The 15,357-nt window shown below is 66.5% G+C and carries 11 protein-coding genes; 7 read left to right on the top strand and 4 right to left on the bottom strand.

The window, feature by feature from the left end:
* A complete protein-coding gene (locus tag ACFQ4E_RS07340; RefSeq protein WP_386802292.1) occupies positions 1 to 1,515 on the bottom strand; it encodes an FAD-dependent oxidoreductase in 1,515 nt (504 codons plus the stop codon).
* A gap of 214 nt (positions 1,516 to 1,729) precedes the next feature.
* On the opposite strand from ACFQ4E_RS07340, the gene ACFQ4E_RS07335 reads away from it, so the two are divergent.
* A complete protein-coding gene (locus ACFQ4E_RS07335) occupies positions 1,730 to 4,636 on the top strand; it encodes a calcium-binding protein (protein ID WP_386802291.1) in 2,907 nt (968 codons plus the stop codon).
* Positions 4,633 to 5,871: a lytic murein transglycosylase gene (locus ACFQ4E_RS07330; RefSeq protein WP_386802290.1), complete on the top strand. Its 1,239-nt coding sequence runs from the start codon at positions 4,633 to 4,635 to the stop codon at positions 5,869 to 5,871. Before ACFQ4E_RS07335 ends, ACFQ4E_RS07330 begins: the two co-directional genes overlap by 4 nt.
* A 61-nt stretch (positions 5,872 to 5,932) precedes the next feature.
* Here the strand turns inward: ACFQ4E_RS07330 and ACFQ4E_RS07325 are convergent, their stop codons facing one another.
* Positions 5,933 to 7,051, bottom strand: coding sequence for a polysaccharide biosynthesis/export family protein (locus tag ACFQ4E_RS07325; protein ID WP_386802289.1), 1,119 nt, complete (start codon positions 7,049 to 7,051; stop codon positions 5,933 to 5,935).
* A 114-nt stretch (positions 7,052 to 7,165) separates the two neighbouring features.
* Here ACFQ4E_RS07325 and ACFQ4E_RS07320 point away from each other — a divergent pair, with 114 nt between their 5' ends.
* Both ACFQ4E_RS07320 and ACFQ4E_RS07315 read left to right on the top strand, forming a co-directional pair.
* Positions 7,166 to 8,005 (top strand): NAD-dependent epimerase/dehydratase family protein, encoded by an 840-nt coding sequence (locus ACFQ4E_RS07320; RefSeq protein WP_386802288.1) that lies wholly within the window; start codon positions 7,166 to 7,168, stop codon positions 8,003 to 8,005.
* On the top strand, positions 8,002 to 8,613 hold the full coding sequence (locus tag ACFQ4E_RS07315) for a sugar transferase (RefSeq protein WP_386802287.1): 612 nt from the start codon (positions 8,002 to 8,004) through the stop codon (positions 8,611 to 8,613). Before ACFQ4E_RS07320 ends, ACFQ4E_RS07315 begins: the two co-directional genes overlap by 4 nt.
* Before the next feature lie 4 nt (positions 8,614 to 8,617).
* On the opposite strand, the gene ACFQ4E_RS07310 is transcribed toward ACFQ4E_RS07315, so the two are convergent.
* Positions 8,618 to 9,298 (bottom strand): YjbF family lipoprotein, encoded by a 681-nt coding sequence (locus tag ACFQ4E_RS07310; RefSeq protein WP_386802286.1) that lies wholly within the window; start codon positions 9,296 to 9,298, stop codon positions 8,618 to 8,620.
* 2 nt (positions 9,299 to 9,300) lie between these two features.
* Positions 9,301 to 11,499 carry a YjbH domain-containing protein gene (locus ACFQ4E_RS07305; RefSeq protein WP_386802285.1) on the bottom strand — a complete coding sequence of 733 codons (2,199 nt, stop codon included), beginning with the start codon at positions 11,497 to 11,499 and terminating at the stop codon, positions 9,301 to 9,303.
* A gap of 212 nt (positions 11,500 to 11,711) precedes the next feature.
* On the opposite strand from ACFQ4E_RS07305, the gene ACFQ4E_RS07300 reads away from it, so the two are divergent.
* From ACFQ4E_RS07300 to ACFQ4E_RS07290, 3 genes are all read left to right on the top strand, one after another.
* Positions 11,712 to 12,521, top strand: coding sequence for a flagellar motor protein MotB (locus ACFQ4E_RS07300; RefSeq protein ID WP_386802284.1), 810 nt, complete (start codon positions 11,712 to 11,714; stop codon positions 12,519 to 12,521).
* A gap of 84 nt (positions 12,522 to 12,605) precedes the next feature.
* Positions 12,606 to 13,907, top strand: a complete 1,302-nt coding sequence (locus ACFQ4E_RS07295; protein WP_386802283.1) for a flagellar hook protein FlgE — start codon at positions 12,606 to 12,608, stop codon at positions 13,905 to 13,907.
* 22 nt (positions 13,908 to 13,929) lie between these two features.
* Complete coding sequence (locus tag ACFQ4E_RS07290; RefSeq protein WP_386802282.1) at positions 13,930 to 15,357, top strand: FlgK family flagellar hook-associated protein; 1,428 nt, start codon at positions 13,930 to 13,932, stop codon at positions 15,355 to 15,357.

Here is a 15,357-nt window from a genome sequence, read left to right as displayed (position 1 = left end):
TCACCGGCCCTCCTGTCCCAGAAGCCCCTGTTCATACGCGAAGAGATTGTCGGGGTCGTAATCGCGCTTCACCTGCATCAATCGGTCGAGATTGCCGGCGAAATACTGCTCCCGGAAATCCGGATTCCCGCGACGCGGATAGTTCTGGTAGCGCAGCCCGTTGCCGAGCCTGTCGCCGAACGCCATGAGCGTATCGAGCCACTGGGTCACCGGCCCTTCATGGCTGTCGAAGGTCCAGAACGCCCAGGAGAAGAAATCGAGGCTCGCGTCACGATGCACATAGGCGGTGGCATCGGCGGCGACCTCGTTGATCGCGCCGCCGTAGAACTCCATCGCGATGAAGCAGGTTCGATCCGGCGCGGTCAGGAAATGCTCGATCACCGGCAGCCACTCCTCGGCGGAGTGAAGCTCCGAGATCATCCGGCTGTCGACCAGCGGCTTGGTGTTCATCGACACGGTCGGCATGTCGAGGCCGGGCGGATCGACGGTCTGAAGGAGCGCCTCGTTCATCCGCAGATAGGAGCCGCGGCGCATGATCTCGATCTGGCTTTCCTCGTCCTCGATGAAATCGAGAAGCGGGCCCAGCGCGGCTTTGGTCTCGGCGATCGACCCGGCGCCGAGACCCCGGATCAGGAAGCACGGGTGCTGGCCGGTCGGGTCCTTGGCGGTCGGCAGATACATCATCAGGCCCTGCAGCCCGACGGTGCCGGTGTCGCTCTCGGGGCCGTTGGAATATTTCTTCTGAAGGCACGCGATCACGCGCGAGACGACCGCGTTGTCCTCGGGCCGCCCGAGCGGGAAGCGCAGGCCGAAGCCGGTGACCTCGTGCAACTCGACGAGCCTGTATTCGATCTCGAGAAGGACGCCGAACTGGTTTCCGGTGCCGCCGCGGATCGCCCAGAGCAGATCCTCGTGATGGCCCTTGCGGGCATGCACGATGGTGCCGTCCGGCTTCGCCAGCCGCACGCCGATCACATGATCCGAGTTCATTCCGAAAAGCCGCGACGAGAAGCCGTAGCCGCCGCCCATCATGTAGCCTGCGACGCAGACCGTCTCGCAGCCGCCGCCCGGGACATGCAGCCGCGCCGCGTCGAGCATCAGGTTGAACTTGCGGAAATTGACCCCCGGCCCGACCCGCGCCGTCCGTCGCTCGCGGTCGATCAGCACGTGGTCCATGCGGCTGGTGTCGATCACGAGCTGGTCGTTGACCGAATACCCGGCGGTCGAGTGCCCGCCGGAGCGGCAGGTCACGGCGAGCCCGCGCGCCCGCGCGAAATCGAGCGCAGCCACCACATCGGTGTCGCAGGTCGCGTGCACGATCAGCTGCGGGTAGTGCTGCTCGGTATGCATGAAGACCATGCGGTCGTCATTGTAGCCCGGATAGCCGGGCTGCTGCAGAGATCCGGCAAGCCGCGATTCGAGCCGCGCGAGCTGTTCGTCGCTGTAGGAGAGAAGTCCGGTTTCGGTATGTTTCAGGGCCCGCCATGGAAAGCGATAGCTGCGCTGCGAATGCATGAGGGGACTTTCCAAAAAATGGGTGATGCGAAAATGCGCGGTGCTGCCATGACCTTACCAAGGGTCAGCTATCTGACAATCATCCATTTACCGTTTGTTAGGATTTCTGTGCGCGCTCCTACACGATGCGGTGCATGGGTCGCTTTGGCATTGAAGCGCCGGGGCGGGGGTTTCTATGCTCGGCCCGGAAGACCTGACTGAGGGAGAGACAGGAATGAGACGGGCATGGGCAGCAGCGCTCGCGACCGCGCTTCTGGGAACGCCGGTCCTGGCGCAGGACAGCGCCGATCCGCTCGACCTCTACGTGTTCGGCAACTCGCTTCTCGTGCATCCGCCCGGCGAAGGCGTGACCAATGTCCCGATCTGGCTCGACCGGTTCGCCGAGGCGCAGGGCACGGAGCTGCGCGTCCAGGGCGAGTTCGGGTTCCTGCGAGACTTCGCCGAGCTTCCGCCCGATTTCAGTTGGGGGTTTCCCGGGGTGACGCAGGTGCCCGGGAAGGACCCGGCGGGGCTCGATGCGGTCATCCTGACCCCCACCAATTTCATCCAGTGGCAAGAGGCGGACCGCCGCTATGGCTGGGGGTTCGCATCGCCGCTGTCGGTCAGTGTCGACGTGATCGAATGGATCGAAGAGCGCGCGCCGGGTCGCCGCTGGCTGGTCTACGAGGGTTGGTCGGACATGGAGGGGACGATCGAGAGCTTCCCTCCGACCGACAGCGAATACGACGCGTGGCTCGCGGCGCAATCGGGCGAGTACGATGCGTGGTACGGTCGGTATGTGGGCATGATCCGAGACGATCTGCCCGACCTCGACATCGCGGTGATCCCGGTCGCTCCGGTCCTGGCCGAGATGCTGTCCCTGCCCGCCCTCCGCGCCTTGGGGCCGGAAGCGTTCTTTTCGGACGATGCGCCGCACGGCACGGAGGCCACCTATTTCCTCGCCGCGCTCATCACCCATGCCGCGCTCTGGCAGACGCTGCCCTCCGAGGCGCTGGACCTGCCCGACAGCCTGCCGGGAGAGGTCATCGCCGCCTATCCCGAGCTTCTGGCGCTGATCGCACAGGCGATGCCGAACCTTGGCGACGCGCCCCGCGCCGCGCTTGCAACCGGGACCGTCCAGATCGCCGCGCTCGAGACCCAGACCGACGCCTCCTCTGACGCCCCTCTGCCGCCGAGCGGCGCGCGGCCCGACGGCGCGCCCGCCCTTGCCATGGGGCTGAACGGCATCTCCGACTGGTCCACGCAGCATCCCTTCCTCGACATGATGAAAAGCGCCCGACCCTGGATCGGGCATCTGCCGGGGCAATGGGGCGGCATCTCGGTCGAGGAAATGCAGGCCCAAGGCATCCTCGACGAGAACGGCTGGCCCCTGCGCCTGCCCGACGGCGCGGAACGGATCGAGGCGCTGATCCTGACCGACCAGCCGCGCGAGGCACAGCACCTGCGCGGCTTCTACGAGGTCCGCTGGGAAGGCAAGGCCAAGGTCGCCCTCACCGGTCTTGCCCGCCGGGCATCGGCCTCGGACGGCTCGGGGCGGTTCTTCTACGAGCCGGGCGAAGGCTCGGTCGGGATCTCCATCTCCGAGATCGACCCGGACGATCCGATCCGCGCGATCTCGGTGGTCCGCGAGGATTACGTGCCGCTCTGGGAGGCCGGGGCGCTCTTCAACCCCGACTGGCTGGCCCGGATCGAGGATGTCCGCACGGTGCGGTTCATGGACTGGATGTCCACCAATGGCTCTCCGCAGGAGGTGTGGGACGACCGCCCGCGGGTCACAGACTACAGCTGGATGTCCTGGGGCGTGCCGCTCGAGGTGATGCTGGCGCTCGCCAATCGGATCGGCGCGGACCCGTGGTTCACCCTGCCCCACCGCGCCGACGATGCCTATGTCCGCGCCTTTGCGAGGCAGGTGCGCGAGGGGCTCGATCCCGGGCTCAAGGCTTATGTCGAGTATTCCAACGAGGTCTGGAATTTCCTCTTTCCGCAGGCGCAATGGGCGCAGGCTCAGGCCGAAGCGCTCTGGGGCGATGCCGAGGGCGGCTGGATGCAGTTCTATGGCCTGCGCGCCGCGCAGGTCATGGAGATCTTCGGCGAGGTCTTCGGTGACGAGACCTCGGATCGGCTGGTCCGGGTGCTCTCGACCCACACCGCTTGGCCCGGGCTCGAGGACTATGCGCTCATGGCGCCCTTGGGCTATCTCACGCTCGGCCATCCGCCGCAGGAGAGCTTCGACGCCTATGCCGTCACCGGCTATTTCGGCCACGAACCCGGCAGCGACGAGATGGCGTCGGAGATGGAGCGCTGGCTCGGCGCCTCCGAAGACGCGGCCCGCCGGGACGGTGAGGCCCAGGGGCTGCAACGCGTGGCGCTCCGGGAATACGTGACCGAACATCGGTTCGACGCGGCGGTGCCCAAGGTCGCCGAGGCGCTGGCCGCCGGATCGCTGAAGACCCTGATCGAGGAGCTCTTTCCCCATCACGCCGCGCGCGCCGAGGAAGCAGGACTGGCGCTGATCATGTACGAGGGCGGCACCCATGTGACCGCTGCCGTCGAGCGTGTCGACGACGAGCGCCTGACCGCGTTTTTTCAGAGGCTCAACTATGCGCCCGAGATGGCCCGGCTCTACCAGACGCTTCTCGACGGCTGGATCGCGGCCGGAGGACGGATGTTCAACGCGTTCGTCGATGTCGCTCCGCCCAGCAAATGGGGAAGCTGGGGGGCGCTTCGGCATCTTGACGACAGCAACCCGCGATGGGACGTCCTGATGGCGCATAACGCCAGCGGTCCGGTGGATTGGCAGCCGCGCGATCCCGTGGTTTTCGCCAATGGCCGGACCGTGCTCGGGGGCGAGGCCAGCGAGCGGATCGAGGGTACAGCCCGGCCCGACGCGCTGTCGGGTGGCGCGGGCGATGATCTTCTGGTCAGCGGCGGCGGCTCGGATGCGCTCCATGGCGGACCGGGGCGCGACCGGGCGCTCCTGCCCGGCGCGCGCAGCGATTACGAGATCACCGCGGTCGGCGACAGGCGCATCGCGACCCGGGGCCGTGACCGCGTGGTGCTTGTCGCGATCGAGGAGCTGAGCTTCGAGGCGGAGCCGGAAACCGCCATGGCGCTCGAATGATCCGCGCGCTGGTTTTCGCCCTGCTGATGTCGTCGGTGATCGGGTTTCCGGTCACGGCGCAGGATCGCGCCGCCACGGAACGCCAGTTCCGGACATGGCTCGAAGACACGATCTGGCCCGCCGCAAGGAGCCGCGGCGTGTCGCGCCAGACCTTCGAGGCCGGGTTCACCGGCGTCACGCTCGATTGGGACCTGCCCGATCTGGTCCCCCCCGGCACCAAACCGGGCCCGCGTCGCCAGGCCCAGGCCGAGTTCGGAGCGCCGTCTCGGTATTTCGCCCCCGGCAATGTCGGTGGCGCGACCCGAACCGGCCGCGAGATGGCGCAAAGGCATGCAACCGCGCTCTCCCGAGCCGAGGCGCGCTACGGCGTTCCGGGTCACATCATTCTCGCGATCTGGGGCCGCGAAAGCGCCTATGGCCGCGCCGCGATCCCGCATGACGCGTTCCGCGTGCTTGGCACGAAGGGCTTCATGTCCACCCGCGCGGCCTATTTCACGCAGGAACTGGTGGCGCTCCTGGAAATCGCCGAGGCCGGACACGCGCCGACGCGCGCCATGCGGTCGAGCTGGGCCGGCGCTTTGGGGCAGCCGCAATTCATGCCCTCGAACGTGTTGCGGTATGCCGCGGACGGAGATGGCGACGGGCGCGCGGATATCTGGCGCTCGGAGGTCGACACGATCGCGTCGATCGCGCGCTACCTGGCCGAGCATGGCTGGGTGAGCGGGCGCGATTGGGGGTTTGAGGTCACGGTGCCCGCGAGCGTCTCCTGCGCGCTGGAAGGCCCGGATCAGGGCAAACGCATCTCGGAATGGGAGGCGCTCGGGATCACCCGCGTGTCCGGTCGCCCCTTCCCGGATCACGAGCGCCGCGCCGAGGCGTTCCTGATGATGCCCGCGGGCCGCCTCGGCCCGGCCTTCCTGGTGACGCCGAATTTTTACGTTCTGAAGGACTACAACACGAGCGACCTCTACGCGCTTTTCGTCAGCCATGTCGGCGACCGCATCGCCTATGGTGTCGGCGATTTCAGAGCGCCGTGGGGCAAGGTCGACACGCTTCTGCGCTCGGAGATCGCGGCGATGCAGAGAGGTCTGGAAGCGCTCGGGCACGATGTCGGCGGCGCGGACGGCCTGCCGGGCTTCAAGACGCGCCGCTCCATCGGCAGGTGGCAAGAGGCGAACGGCCGGAGGCCGACCTGCTTTCCCGACCGCGGCCTGATCTCGGACCTGTCCCGCTAGGCGCGAACCCGAAATCCGAACCGGATTTCGCGCGTTTTCCGGTTCGGAAAACGCCGCCCGGTCAGTTCGTGGCGATCTGAACCTGCCGCCCGAGACCGAGGACGGTGCCGAAGAGACCGAAGACCGTCTGCGCCTTGGTCACCGGGCTTTCGGTTGCAAGCACCGTATCACCCGGGTGGACCCGGAAGTTCCGCGCCGCGAAGAGACCATCCGCGCTGGTGAGATCGAAGGTGAAGATCACCTGCGGATGGGTCGGTCCACGGCCGTCCGCCGAAAGCGCCGATCTTGGATATTCCCGCAGGATCAGCACACCTTCGGGATCGGCGCGCTGATCGGTCAGACCGCCCATCAGCGACACGGCCTCGAGCGCGGTGACCTGTGGCTTCGGGAAATAGATCAGATCCTCCGTCCCCGAGGCGCCAAGCGCGGTGAAGCTGCGATCGTCGGCCTCGACGATCACCGTGTCTCCCGGCCGCAGAACCGTATTGGCCTTGCCCGTCGCAAAGAGATCTTCGGCAAAAATCTCGTAGGTCGCGCCACCGCGCAGAAGGCGGACCACCGGGTTGCGCAGGCTCGGCTGGATGCCGCCCGATTGCGAGATCAGGCCCAGAATCTTGAAGTTGCGCGATTTCATCGGATAGCTGCCGGGCGACGACACGCCACCGGCGATGTCGACCGAGTTCCGGATGCCTTCCTGCATCGTGAGGATCACCTGCACCGTCGGCGCGATGTTCTCGAGCATGCGCTGGATCCGCGTCCGCGCCCCCGACGGCGTCAGGCCCGCAACCTGCACCCGATCCACATACGGCATGAAGATCGCGCCGTTCTCGTCGACCTGGATGCCGTTGATCGTCGTCGACCGCTCTCCGAGCCCGGTCAGGAGCGAGTTGTCCTGGCTGTCGAAGATCACGAGGTTGATCATGTCGCCCGGCGCGATCTGGGCCGCGTCGGTTCCACCGCCCGTGCCGATCCATTCGAAGCTGCGATAGCCGGTGCCCGGCCAGCTTGCGATCATGGGTACATAGGCGCGCGTGACGGGAACGACCTGGAAATCCGGCATCTCCGCTTCTTGCTGCGCAAGCACTTCGGAGCGCAGTGCGGCTCCTTGCGGAAGGTTGCCGCAGGACGCGACGGAAAGGAGGACGCAGAAGGCGGCGGTCAGGCGGGCGATGTGGCGCACGGGTCGTCTGTCCCTGATGGTGGCAGCGGCAGGGGGTTCGCGATCTTTCTAGCGGCGTTTCACGGTGATAGACAGCCTGCAGATGAAAAAACGAGCGTCTCTCCGCCGGTCCCGATGAGCCGACACGACGAGCCCATTCTTCTTCTGGGGGCCTCGGGCCGTCTGGGCCGCATTCTGCGCTCGGCCTGGCCCGCCTCTGCGCCGCCGCTCCACGCCCTGAGCCGCGCCGGAGGCCCCGGCCTGCAGGCCTGGTCGCCGGGCGACAGCATCGACGCGCTGCCCAGGGTCGGTTCGGTCGTCGCGCTCTGGGGCGTGGTGCCGGGCGCGACGCGGTCGCTGTCCGAAAACGCCGCTCTGGCATCGGCCGCGATGGATTTGGGCGCCCAGCTTGGGGCCAACCGGGTGCTGCATGCCTCCTCAGCCGCGGTCTACCGACCGGGCGCGCATGCGCTGTCCGAGCTTGAGCCCGCCGATCCCGTCTCGGCCTATGGCAGCGCCAAGCGGGATATGGAGCGCGCCGCCCGAACCTGGCGCGGCGGCGCAGGGCCGCAGGCGGTGTGTCTCAGGATCGGCAATGTCGCGGGGGCGGAGAGCCTCTTCGGAGCGATGGCAGGTCAGGACCACGTCACGCTCGACCGATTTCCCGACGGGCAGGGCCCGCGCCGCAGCTATCTCGCGACCACCGATCTCGCGCGCGCCATCGCCGCGCTCGCAACCGCCCCGCAGGAGGATCTTCCCGACCTCGTCAATCTCGCCGCGCCGAGACCGACCGCGATGGCCGACATCGCCCGGGCCGCAGGGCGCGAGGTTCGCTGGCGCGAGGCGCCTCCGAGCGCGGTGCCGCTGGTCGCGCTCGACACCGCCCGGCTCGAGACGGTGATCGCGCTTGGCGACGCGGCGGCAGAGCCCGTTCATCTGGTCGAAGACGCACGACGTCACGCGGGGTTTCAATGACCCCCGGCAAGCGCCTCTTCGACATCGCCGCAGCGCTCTTTCTCGGACTGATCCTCGCGCCGGTGATCGTGGCTGTCGCCGTGACGATCCGGCTCCGCGACGGCGCGCCGGTTCTCTATCTCTCGGAACGGATGCGCGACACCGAGACGCCGTTCCAACTCTGGAAGTTCCGCACCATGCGCGTGGTGGCCGAGGATTCCGGCGTTTCGGGCGGCGACAAGACCGCGCGGATCACCTCGACCGGGCGCTGGCTCAGGCGGCATCGGCTGGACGAGCTGCCACAGCTCTGGAACATCCTCCGCGGAGATATCAGCTTCGTCGGCCCGCGGCCGCCGCTGCGCCGGTATACCGAGATGTTCCCGGAGCTCTACGGCGAGGTTCTGAAAGCCCGGCCCGGCGTCACCGGCCTTGCCACACTCGCCTTCCATCGGCGCGAAGAGTCGCTCCTGGCGGACTGCGAGACACCGGAAGAGACCGAGGCCGTCTATATCCGCCGCTGTGTGCCGCAGAAGGCCCGGCTGGATCTGATCTACCGCGACCGGCGCAGCCTCTGCTACGATCTGAGGCTCATGGTCGCGACCGTCTTCCGCCGGGTGGGGCTGCACTGACGGCTCACCGCCGGAGCTTGCTGACCTTCAGATGCCCGGTCAGATCGCCGACCCATTGGCTGGCGCGCAGGATCTCGCCTTGGCCATCGACCAGGAAGATATGCTCGACCACGCCTTCGGGCGCCGTGCAGGTGACATCCAGCCAGACGACCAGCGTCGGCGGGATCACACCGTTCTGGTAGTTCAGAATCCGGCGCGGCGAGGACGTGCAGGTAAAGCGCACCTCGCGGGTCTGATCGGCGCCATCGAGGAAGCGCATCGTGTAGCGCGCCTGCCCGGTGCTGCGACGGGCGATCAGGGCCAGAAGCGCGTCTTCTTCCGACGACATCAGGTCCCCGCCCAAGCCGCGCGTCGCCACGACGAGACCGCGCCTGAGGGTGACGGTCTGCAATTCCGGCGTGGCGAAGGTCGCGTAAGATCCGTTGCGCTCGATCTGGATCATCAGCGCCTGCGCATCGCGCGTTTCCGGCTCGATCAAGATCAAGGGCCCCTGCGTGCCCCGCACCGCATCTCCAAGCTGTTTGGGCGTGAAGGGCGTGAACTCGGGCTCGATGCCGAAAACACCCCGGATGGTCTGGTCGATGATCTTGACGGGACCGATCTCGTCCTCGCGGGCCGGGCCGCAGGCGGCAAGGAGACAGGTCAGCGCCAGTGCGGCACTCCGGCGAAAGAAACGGCTGTTCATCATCATCTCCAGAACCGGCCCCAGCTTTCGGCGGCCTCCGGCTGGTGCGCGTCGCGCACGCTTTCGTAAAGCCGATCCTGCACCCTGAGGCGCGCCCCGCCATCGCGGGTGACCGGACGCACCGTGAAGCTCGAGCTCGAGCGCGTGGGCTCGCCCAGCACCCAGTTGAGCGGGATTTCCAGCGTGACGCCCTTGTCGAAGCTGCCCTCGCCGAACTGCTCCGAGCTGACATCGGTCTTGGTCGCGAAGGCGCCGATCTTCCAGCCATTGGCGAACTCGCGCTTCAACGACAGAGTCGCGCCGTAATCGCCGGCCAGGTAGCGGCCCGCATCGACCTGGGCGTGGAACCCGCTGCCAAGCTTGTAATAGGCCGAGAGATGACCGTTCAGGTTCGGAATCTCGCGCTCGATCGCGTCGATATCGTTGGTGGTGATGTTGTCGGTCAGGCCCAGACCGCCATCGTAGTCGCGCTTGCGCACGTAATTGACCTCGGCCCCGAGCGCGAGGCGGCTGGTCACAGGCTTCCACAGAAGCTCAGCCGATGCACCCGCATACATTCGCTCAAGATAGCCCACAGTCACCCGCGAGTAGATGTCCTTCACCGGATGGGCGACATGCTGGAGCGTCAGCCGGTCGAGGACCGGCCCCCTGTTTTCGGCGTAATTCTTGAAATCGGTCCGAACGGCTGGGAGCTGCGTGTTGTTGCGGCGGTTGGACTCGCCGATATTGCCTGCGAGCCGGGTCGAGACGGCGCCCGAGAGCGACAGTCCGGGCGTGATCCGGTAGTCGCCAGACAGCCTCAGTCCGAAATCGACGCGGAACGGATCGTCCGGATCGAACGCCGAATAAGACGCAAAGGGCGATAGCCCCCAATCGAAGCTCGGATAGGCATCGTCGAACGGCGCCGGAGCCAGTCCGGCGGCGTCCGAGAACCGAGTCTTCGGGAACATCAGCGCGGCGGCGTCGAACTCATGCGCTTCGAGGTCGCGACGGCTGAGGCTGATCGCGGAGGCCGGGATGCCGTTTTCGACTGGAACCACCACCAGCGTTTCCACCGATCCCGGAAGGACGCGCGTCATCGTGCGCGTGGTGCGGCCGACAGCCTCGGACACCGCGTGGTAGCGACGGTTGACGATGCGCGCGACAGCACGGCGTGGCCCAACCTCGAGCCCCTCGAGGGTGATGCCCTGCTCGTCCAGCGCATCGGCCAGAGCCTTGCGTCGGGTCGCCGTCCCGCTCGGGTCGGTGGTCCAGCCGAGATCGGCGATATCGCTTTGGCTGCGCGGCCGAACCGGAAGCGGCCCGGCGCCCGAGCCGCCGGGAACCGGGGCGATCTTCGGGTTGAGCGGCAAGGACAGTTTCACGCCCGTCTCGGTGCCGTTGATCTGGAAGAGCGACAGCTGCGTGCCGTTGCGGAACCGGTAGTCGATCCCGTAATTCCAGGGAGAGCTCCGCTCTTCCCCGGCGCGCCGCGTCTCAAGGAGATAGGCGTCCGAGGAGTATTCGACCGCCAGCCGGAGCCTCTCGTTCACGTCATAGCTGACACCGCCGAACCCGGCGACATCGCCGCGGAAATACCGGTCGGTGTTCAGCTGTCCGCCGGTGTCGATCAGCTGGTTCGGCCGCTCGCCCGTGCTCGTAAAGGGATCCTCAGTGCCGAGCCGACCCCAGCCGAGGCCGCCCGTGACCCGCAGACCCGGCAGGACCTCCTTGGTCGCCACGACATATTCGGCGCCCGAGAGCCCAGTGCCCGCGATATCCTGAAGACCCAGCGTCAGGTCCGGCAGCCAGCGGCTTTCCTTGAGAAGCAGGAACCGCACGTCGAAGCTGCGGTCATAATAGGTGTCGTCGCTGTTAACGCCCTGCAGATCGGCGTCGCTCAGACGCGAGTACCGGAAGCTGCCGGAGATCCGCGGCGTGATCTGGAAGGTGAGCGTCGAGCGGGTCACGCCGCCGAACGTGGCGACCGTGGTGCTGAGCGTGGCGTCCGGAGACTGCGTCGCAACCGGCATGTCGATGAGACCCGGCACACCGTAGGTATTGTGGATCGGCACCGTCGGGATCGGCTGGGAGATCTCGGTCGGCGGCTCGCTCTCCTGTGCCAGGACGCGCTCCGCCGCGACGAGGCCCGCGGCAAGCGCCAGTCCGGCGACGCCCGCCAGCAATCCTGCGCTCGCGGCCCTGAGTGTGCTGTCTGCCATCCGCCCTTCGTCCTCGTATCCGGTCTTGCGCTGTGCCGCCATTTAGACCGGCCCGCGCGCAGCTGTCCATGCGCCCCGCGCAGCCCGGCCGCATCCCGCGCAAGGTGCGGCATCGGAAAGACACTGCAAAATTAAAGGAAATCCGAAGTTTAAGCGGCCAGTAACGCGGGTGGGTTAAACCGGCTCCGGGGTGAGTGGAAGGAGTGGGTGCGATGGCGTCCAAGAACAATGCTGCGCCCGTGATCATCAAGCGCAAGAAGGTGATCGCGGCGAGCGGCCATCACGGCGGTGCGTGGAAGGTCGCGTATGCAGATTTCGTCACCGCGATGATGGCCTTCTTCCTCTTGATGTGGCTTCTGAACGCCACAACCGAGAAGCAACGGAAGGGTCTCGCCGATTATTTCAGCCCAACGGTGTCGGTCAGCCGCATGTCGAGCGGCGGGCAGGACATGTTGCAGGGCGACTCGGTCATGGCCTCGGACACGCTGTCGAGCAACGGGATCGGCGCGACCTCCGCGACGCCCGAACGCGCCTCTCCCGGCACCGACGAGGATCCCGACGGCGCGCTCGCCGCCATGCGCGAGATGGAAACGGTGCTCTTGGACCACGTCGTCGAAGCCGCCGAAGGGAACGCCTTTCTGCGCCATGTCGAGACCCGGATCAGCGACGAGGGGCTCGTCATCACGCTCTCGGACCTGCCCGGAGCGCCGCTGTTCGAAAAGGATGCCGACCCGACCGCGCTTCTCGACGAGCTCGCCGAGTTCATGGTCGAGATGTCCGGCCTCGTGACCAACGATATCGCGATCTCGGGGCATGTCGCGACCAGCCCCATCGTCCTGAAAACCGACCCGTCCTGGCCGCGCTCCAATGCCCGCGCGCAGGCCATGCACCGGCTTTTTCTCGAACACGGGCTTGATCCGGAACGCATCGAACGGATCACCGCACATGGCGACAGAGTCTCCATCCGGGCCACTCCGATGGCCATTCCGAACAACCGGATCGAGATTGTCTACCTGCTTTGAGTGCAGAAAATTCGACGCGTTAGGAGAGCCTTAAGGGTCCGTGCGCTACGCCAGGGATGTCCGATAGTCCAGAAAGGCGCGTCCATGACGATCTCCTCCTCCCTCAATGCCGGGGTCTCCGGGCTCGCCGCCAATGCCACGCGCCTGGCCTCGATCTCCGACAATATCGCGAACTCCGCGACCTATGGCTACAAGCGCGTCGAGACGGATTTCCATTCGATGGTCATCTCCAGCTCCACCGCGACCTATGCCGCGGGCGGCGTTCGGACCACGAACCAGCGGCTGATCGATCAATCGGGCTCTCTGGTCTCGACCTCGAACGCGACGGATCTCGCGGTTCGCGGACGCGGCTTCCTGCCGGTTGCACGCGAGACCGAGATCGCCAGCGACAACGGGTCTCCGCAGATGCTTCTAACCACGACCGGCAGCTTCCGGACCGACGCGCAGGGCTATCTCAAGACGCAAACCGGCATGGTGCTGATGGGGTTTCCCGCGGGACCGGACGGCACGATCCCGGTATTCGCGCGCGACACCTCGGACGGGCTGCAGCCGGTCCGGATCAACGTGAACCAGTTCTCGGGCGAGCCGACCACGTCGGTAACGCTCGGGGTCAATCTCCCCGCCACAGACACTTACGCGACGGCGCCGGGCGACCCGCTTACTCTGTCGGTGGAGTATTTCGATAATCTCGGCGTCTCCGAGAACCTCGAGATCACCTACACACCGGTGATCCCCGCCACGGGCGCCTCGAACGCCTGGACCATGGAGATCCGCGACACGGCCACCCCGGGCGTCGTGATCGGCCAATACGACCTGACCTTCGACGATTCCCGCGCGAGCGGCGGAACGCTCAACAGCGTCACCACCACAACCGGCGGCGCATATGACCCGGCTTCGGGCACGCTGATCGTCAATGTCGCCGGCGGCCCGATCGAGATCACCATCGGACGATACGGCGAACCCAACGGGCTGACCCAGCTGTCCGACAGCTTCGCACCGCTCAACATCTCCAAGGACGGCTCGCCGGTCGGCAACATGACCGCCGTGGAGGTCGACGAGAAAGGCCTCGTGCACGCCTATTTCGATACAGGGATCACGCGTACGATCTTCCAGGTTCCTCTGGTCGATCTGCCGAACCCCAACGGCATGCTGGCGCTCGACAACCAGCTGTACCTCCCGAGCCCCTCCAGCGGCAGTTTCTTTCTTTGGGACGCGGCGGACGGCCCGACCGGCGACATCATCGCCTACGCCCGCGAGGAGTCGACCACCGACGTCGCCAGCGAACTCACCGACATGATCCAGACCCAGCGAGCCTATTCGTCGAATGCCAAGGTCATCCAGACCGTCGACGAGATGCTGCAGGAAACCACCAACATCAAGCGCTGAGCCGCGCTGAAAGGAGGCCGCCATGTCGATTTCAAGCGCCATCTCCAGCGCGCTTCTCGGTCTCGGGTTCAACGCGCTCGGGGCGCAGATCGCCTCGGGCAATATCGCGAACGCCCAGACCGACGGCTACGGCCGCCGCGAATTGGTTCCGATGTCGCAGGCAACGCGCCACGGCGGCATTCTTCGCGACGTCGATCCGGTGATTCTGGCCGATCGCCGCGCCGTCGATGCCGAAATCGGCTACAGCGAAAGTCTCGATGCGGCGATCACGCGACTCGCGACACTCAGGTCCGAGGGTCAGGAAGATCGCCTCATCACCGCCCTCGGCGCGTTCCAGAATGCACTCACGATTGCGGCAGCGAACCCGTCAGCGGACTCGCGGCTCGTCGCGATCGGGTCGGCAGCAGAGAGCCTCGTTGGCGAAATCAACGCCCAGGCCAGCGCTCTGGCCGACCTCCGGCAAGAGGCGGAAAGCCGCATTGCCCGTGACGTCCACACCCTGAACAGCGCGCTGGCAAAGATCGCTGATCTCAACACCCGCGTCTCGCGCGCACAGCCCGGCAGCGAACACTTGGCCACGCTCCTGGACCTGCGCCAGAAAGAGGTGGACGCGATTTCTGCCCTCGTCCCGGTGAAGCTGGCTGAACGCGATCGCGGCGTGATCGCGCTCTATACCAGCGCAAGAGCGGTCTTGCTCGACGGGCGCCCTGCCGAGATCGGCTTCACCGAAACACCGACCATCGCGCCGCACATGTCGCTTGCCGGTGGACTCTTGTCAGGCTTGACTCTGAACGGTCGCAACATCTCCACCGGCCCCGGTGGCCCGTTGTCGGGGGGCGCTCTCGCCGCAAGCTTTGCGCTTCGAGACACGCATCTTCCGGCTCACCAAGCGCGCCTCGACGCGCTCGCCTCCGAACTCGCCAGCCGCTTCGGCCCGGGCGGACCAGACGCAACCTTCGCCCCCGGCGACCCCGGCCTTTTTACCGATTTGGGCGGCCCTGCCTCGCCGGCACCGCAGGTAGGCCTGTCGGGCCGTCTCCGCCTGAACCCGCTGGTTTCAGCGACCAGCACCGAGCCATGGCGCTGGCGCGCCGGTCTCATGGCGACCGGCCCGGGTGAGGTTGGCGATGCCAGTCTCATCAACGCGCTCGCCGCGCGCCTCGACGCAAGGTCTGTTCCCGCAGACCCTGCACTCGGCGCTGTCAGCAAAGATATCGCGTCCTTGGGTCTTCAACTGTCCTCCGCAATCGATGGAGAGCGCGTCGGTCTGTCGGACAAGCTTGCGTCGGTTCGCGGGCGTCATGCCGTGTTGCGTGAAATGGAACTGCGCCGCGGCGTCGACAGCGATCAACAGCTGCAAACACTTCTAACGATCGAGAAAAGCTACGCCGCCAACGCGAAGGTTCTCCAGACGGTTGACGACATGCTGCTGCGAATTCTGGCGATCTGA

Origin of the sequence: Litorisediminicola beolgyonensis (assembly GCF_042679605.1) — a bacterium.
GTDB classification, from domain to species: domain Bacteria; phylum Pseudomonadota; class Alphaproteobacteria; order Rhodobacterales; family Rhodobacteraceae; genus Litorisediminicola; species Litorisediminicola beolgyonensis.
The sequence above is the reverse complement of the archived record's forward strand: the minus strand, read 5'-3'. Positions and strand labels throughout refer to the sequence as shown.

Bases quoted from the DNA above. Each gene is read 5' to 3' on its own strand.
- ACFQ4E_RS07310 (WP_386802286.1), bottom strand. From the start codon at position 9,298: ATGAACAGCCGTTTCTTTCGCCGGAGTGCCGCACTGGCGCTGACCTGT.
- ACFQ4E_RS07290 (WP_386802282.1), top strand. From the start codon at position 13,930: ATGTCGATTTCAAGCGCCATCTCCAGCGCGCTTCTCGGTCTCGGGTTC.
- ACFQ4E_RS07315 (WP_386802287.1), top strand. From the start codon at position 8,002: ATGACCCCCGGCAAGCGCCTCTTCGACATCGCCGCAGCGCTCTTTCTC.
- ACFQ4E_RS07295 (WP_386802283.1), top strand. From the start codon at position 12,606: ATGACGATCTCCTCCTCCCTCAATGCCGGGGTCTCCGGGCTCGCCGCC.
- ACFQ4E_RS07340 (WP_386802292.1), bottom strand. From the start codon at position 1,515: ATGCATTCGCAGCGCAGCTATCGCTTTCCATGGCGGGCCCTGAAACAT.
- ACFQ4E_RS07330 (WP_386802290.1), top strand. From the start codon at position 4,633: ATGATCCGCGCGCTGGTTTTCGCCCTGCTGATGTCGTCGGTGATCGGG.
- ACFQ4E_RS07335 (WP_386802291.1), top strand. From the start codon at position 1,730: ATGAGACGGGCATGGGCAGCAGCGCTCGCGACCGCGCTTCTGGGAACG.
- ACFQ4E_RS07300 (WP_386802284.1), top strand. From the start codon at position 11,712: ATGGCGTCCAAGAACAATGCTGCGCCCGTGATCATCAAGCGCAAGAAG.
- ACFQ4E_RS07320 (WP_386802288.1), top strand. From the start codon at position 7,166: ATGAGCCGACACGACGAGCCCATTCTTCTTCTGGGGGCCTCGGGCCGT.
- ACFQ4E_RS07305 (WP_386802285.1), bottom strand. From the start codon at position 11,499: ATGGCAGACAGCACACTCAGGGCCGCGAGCGCAGGATTGCTGGCGGGC.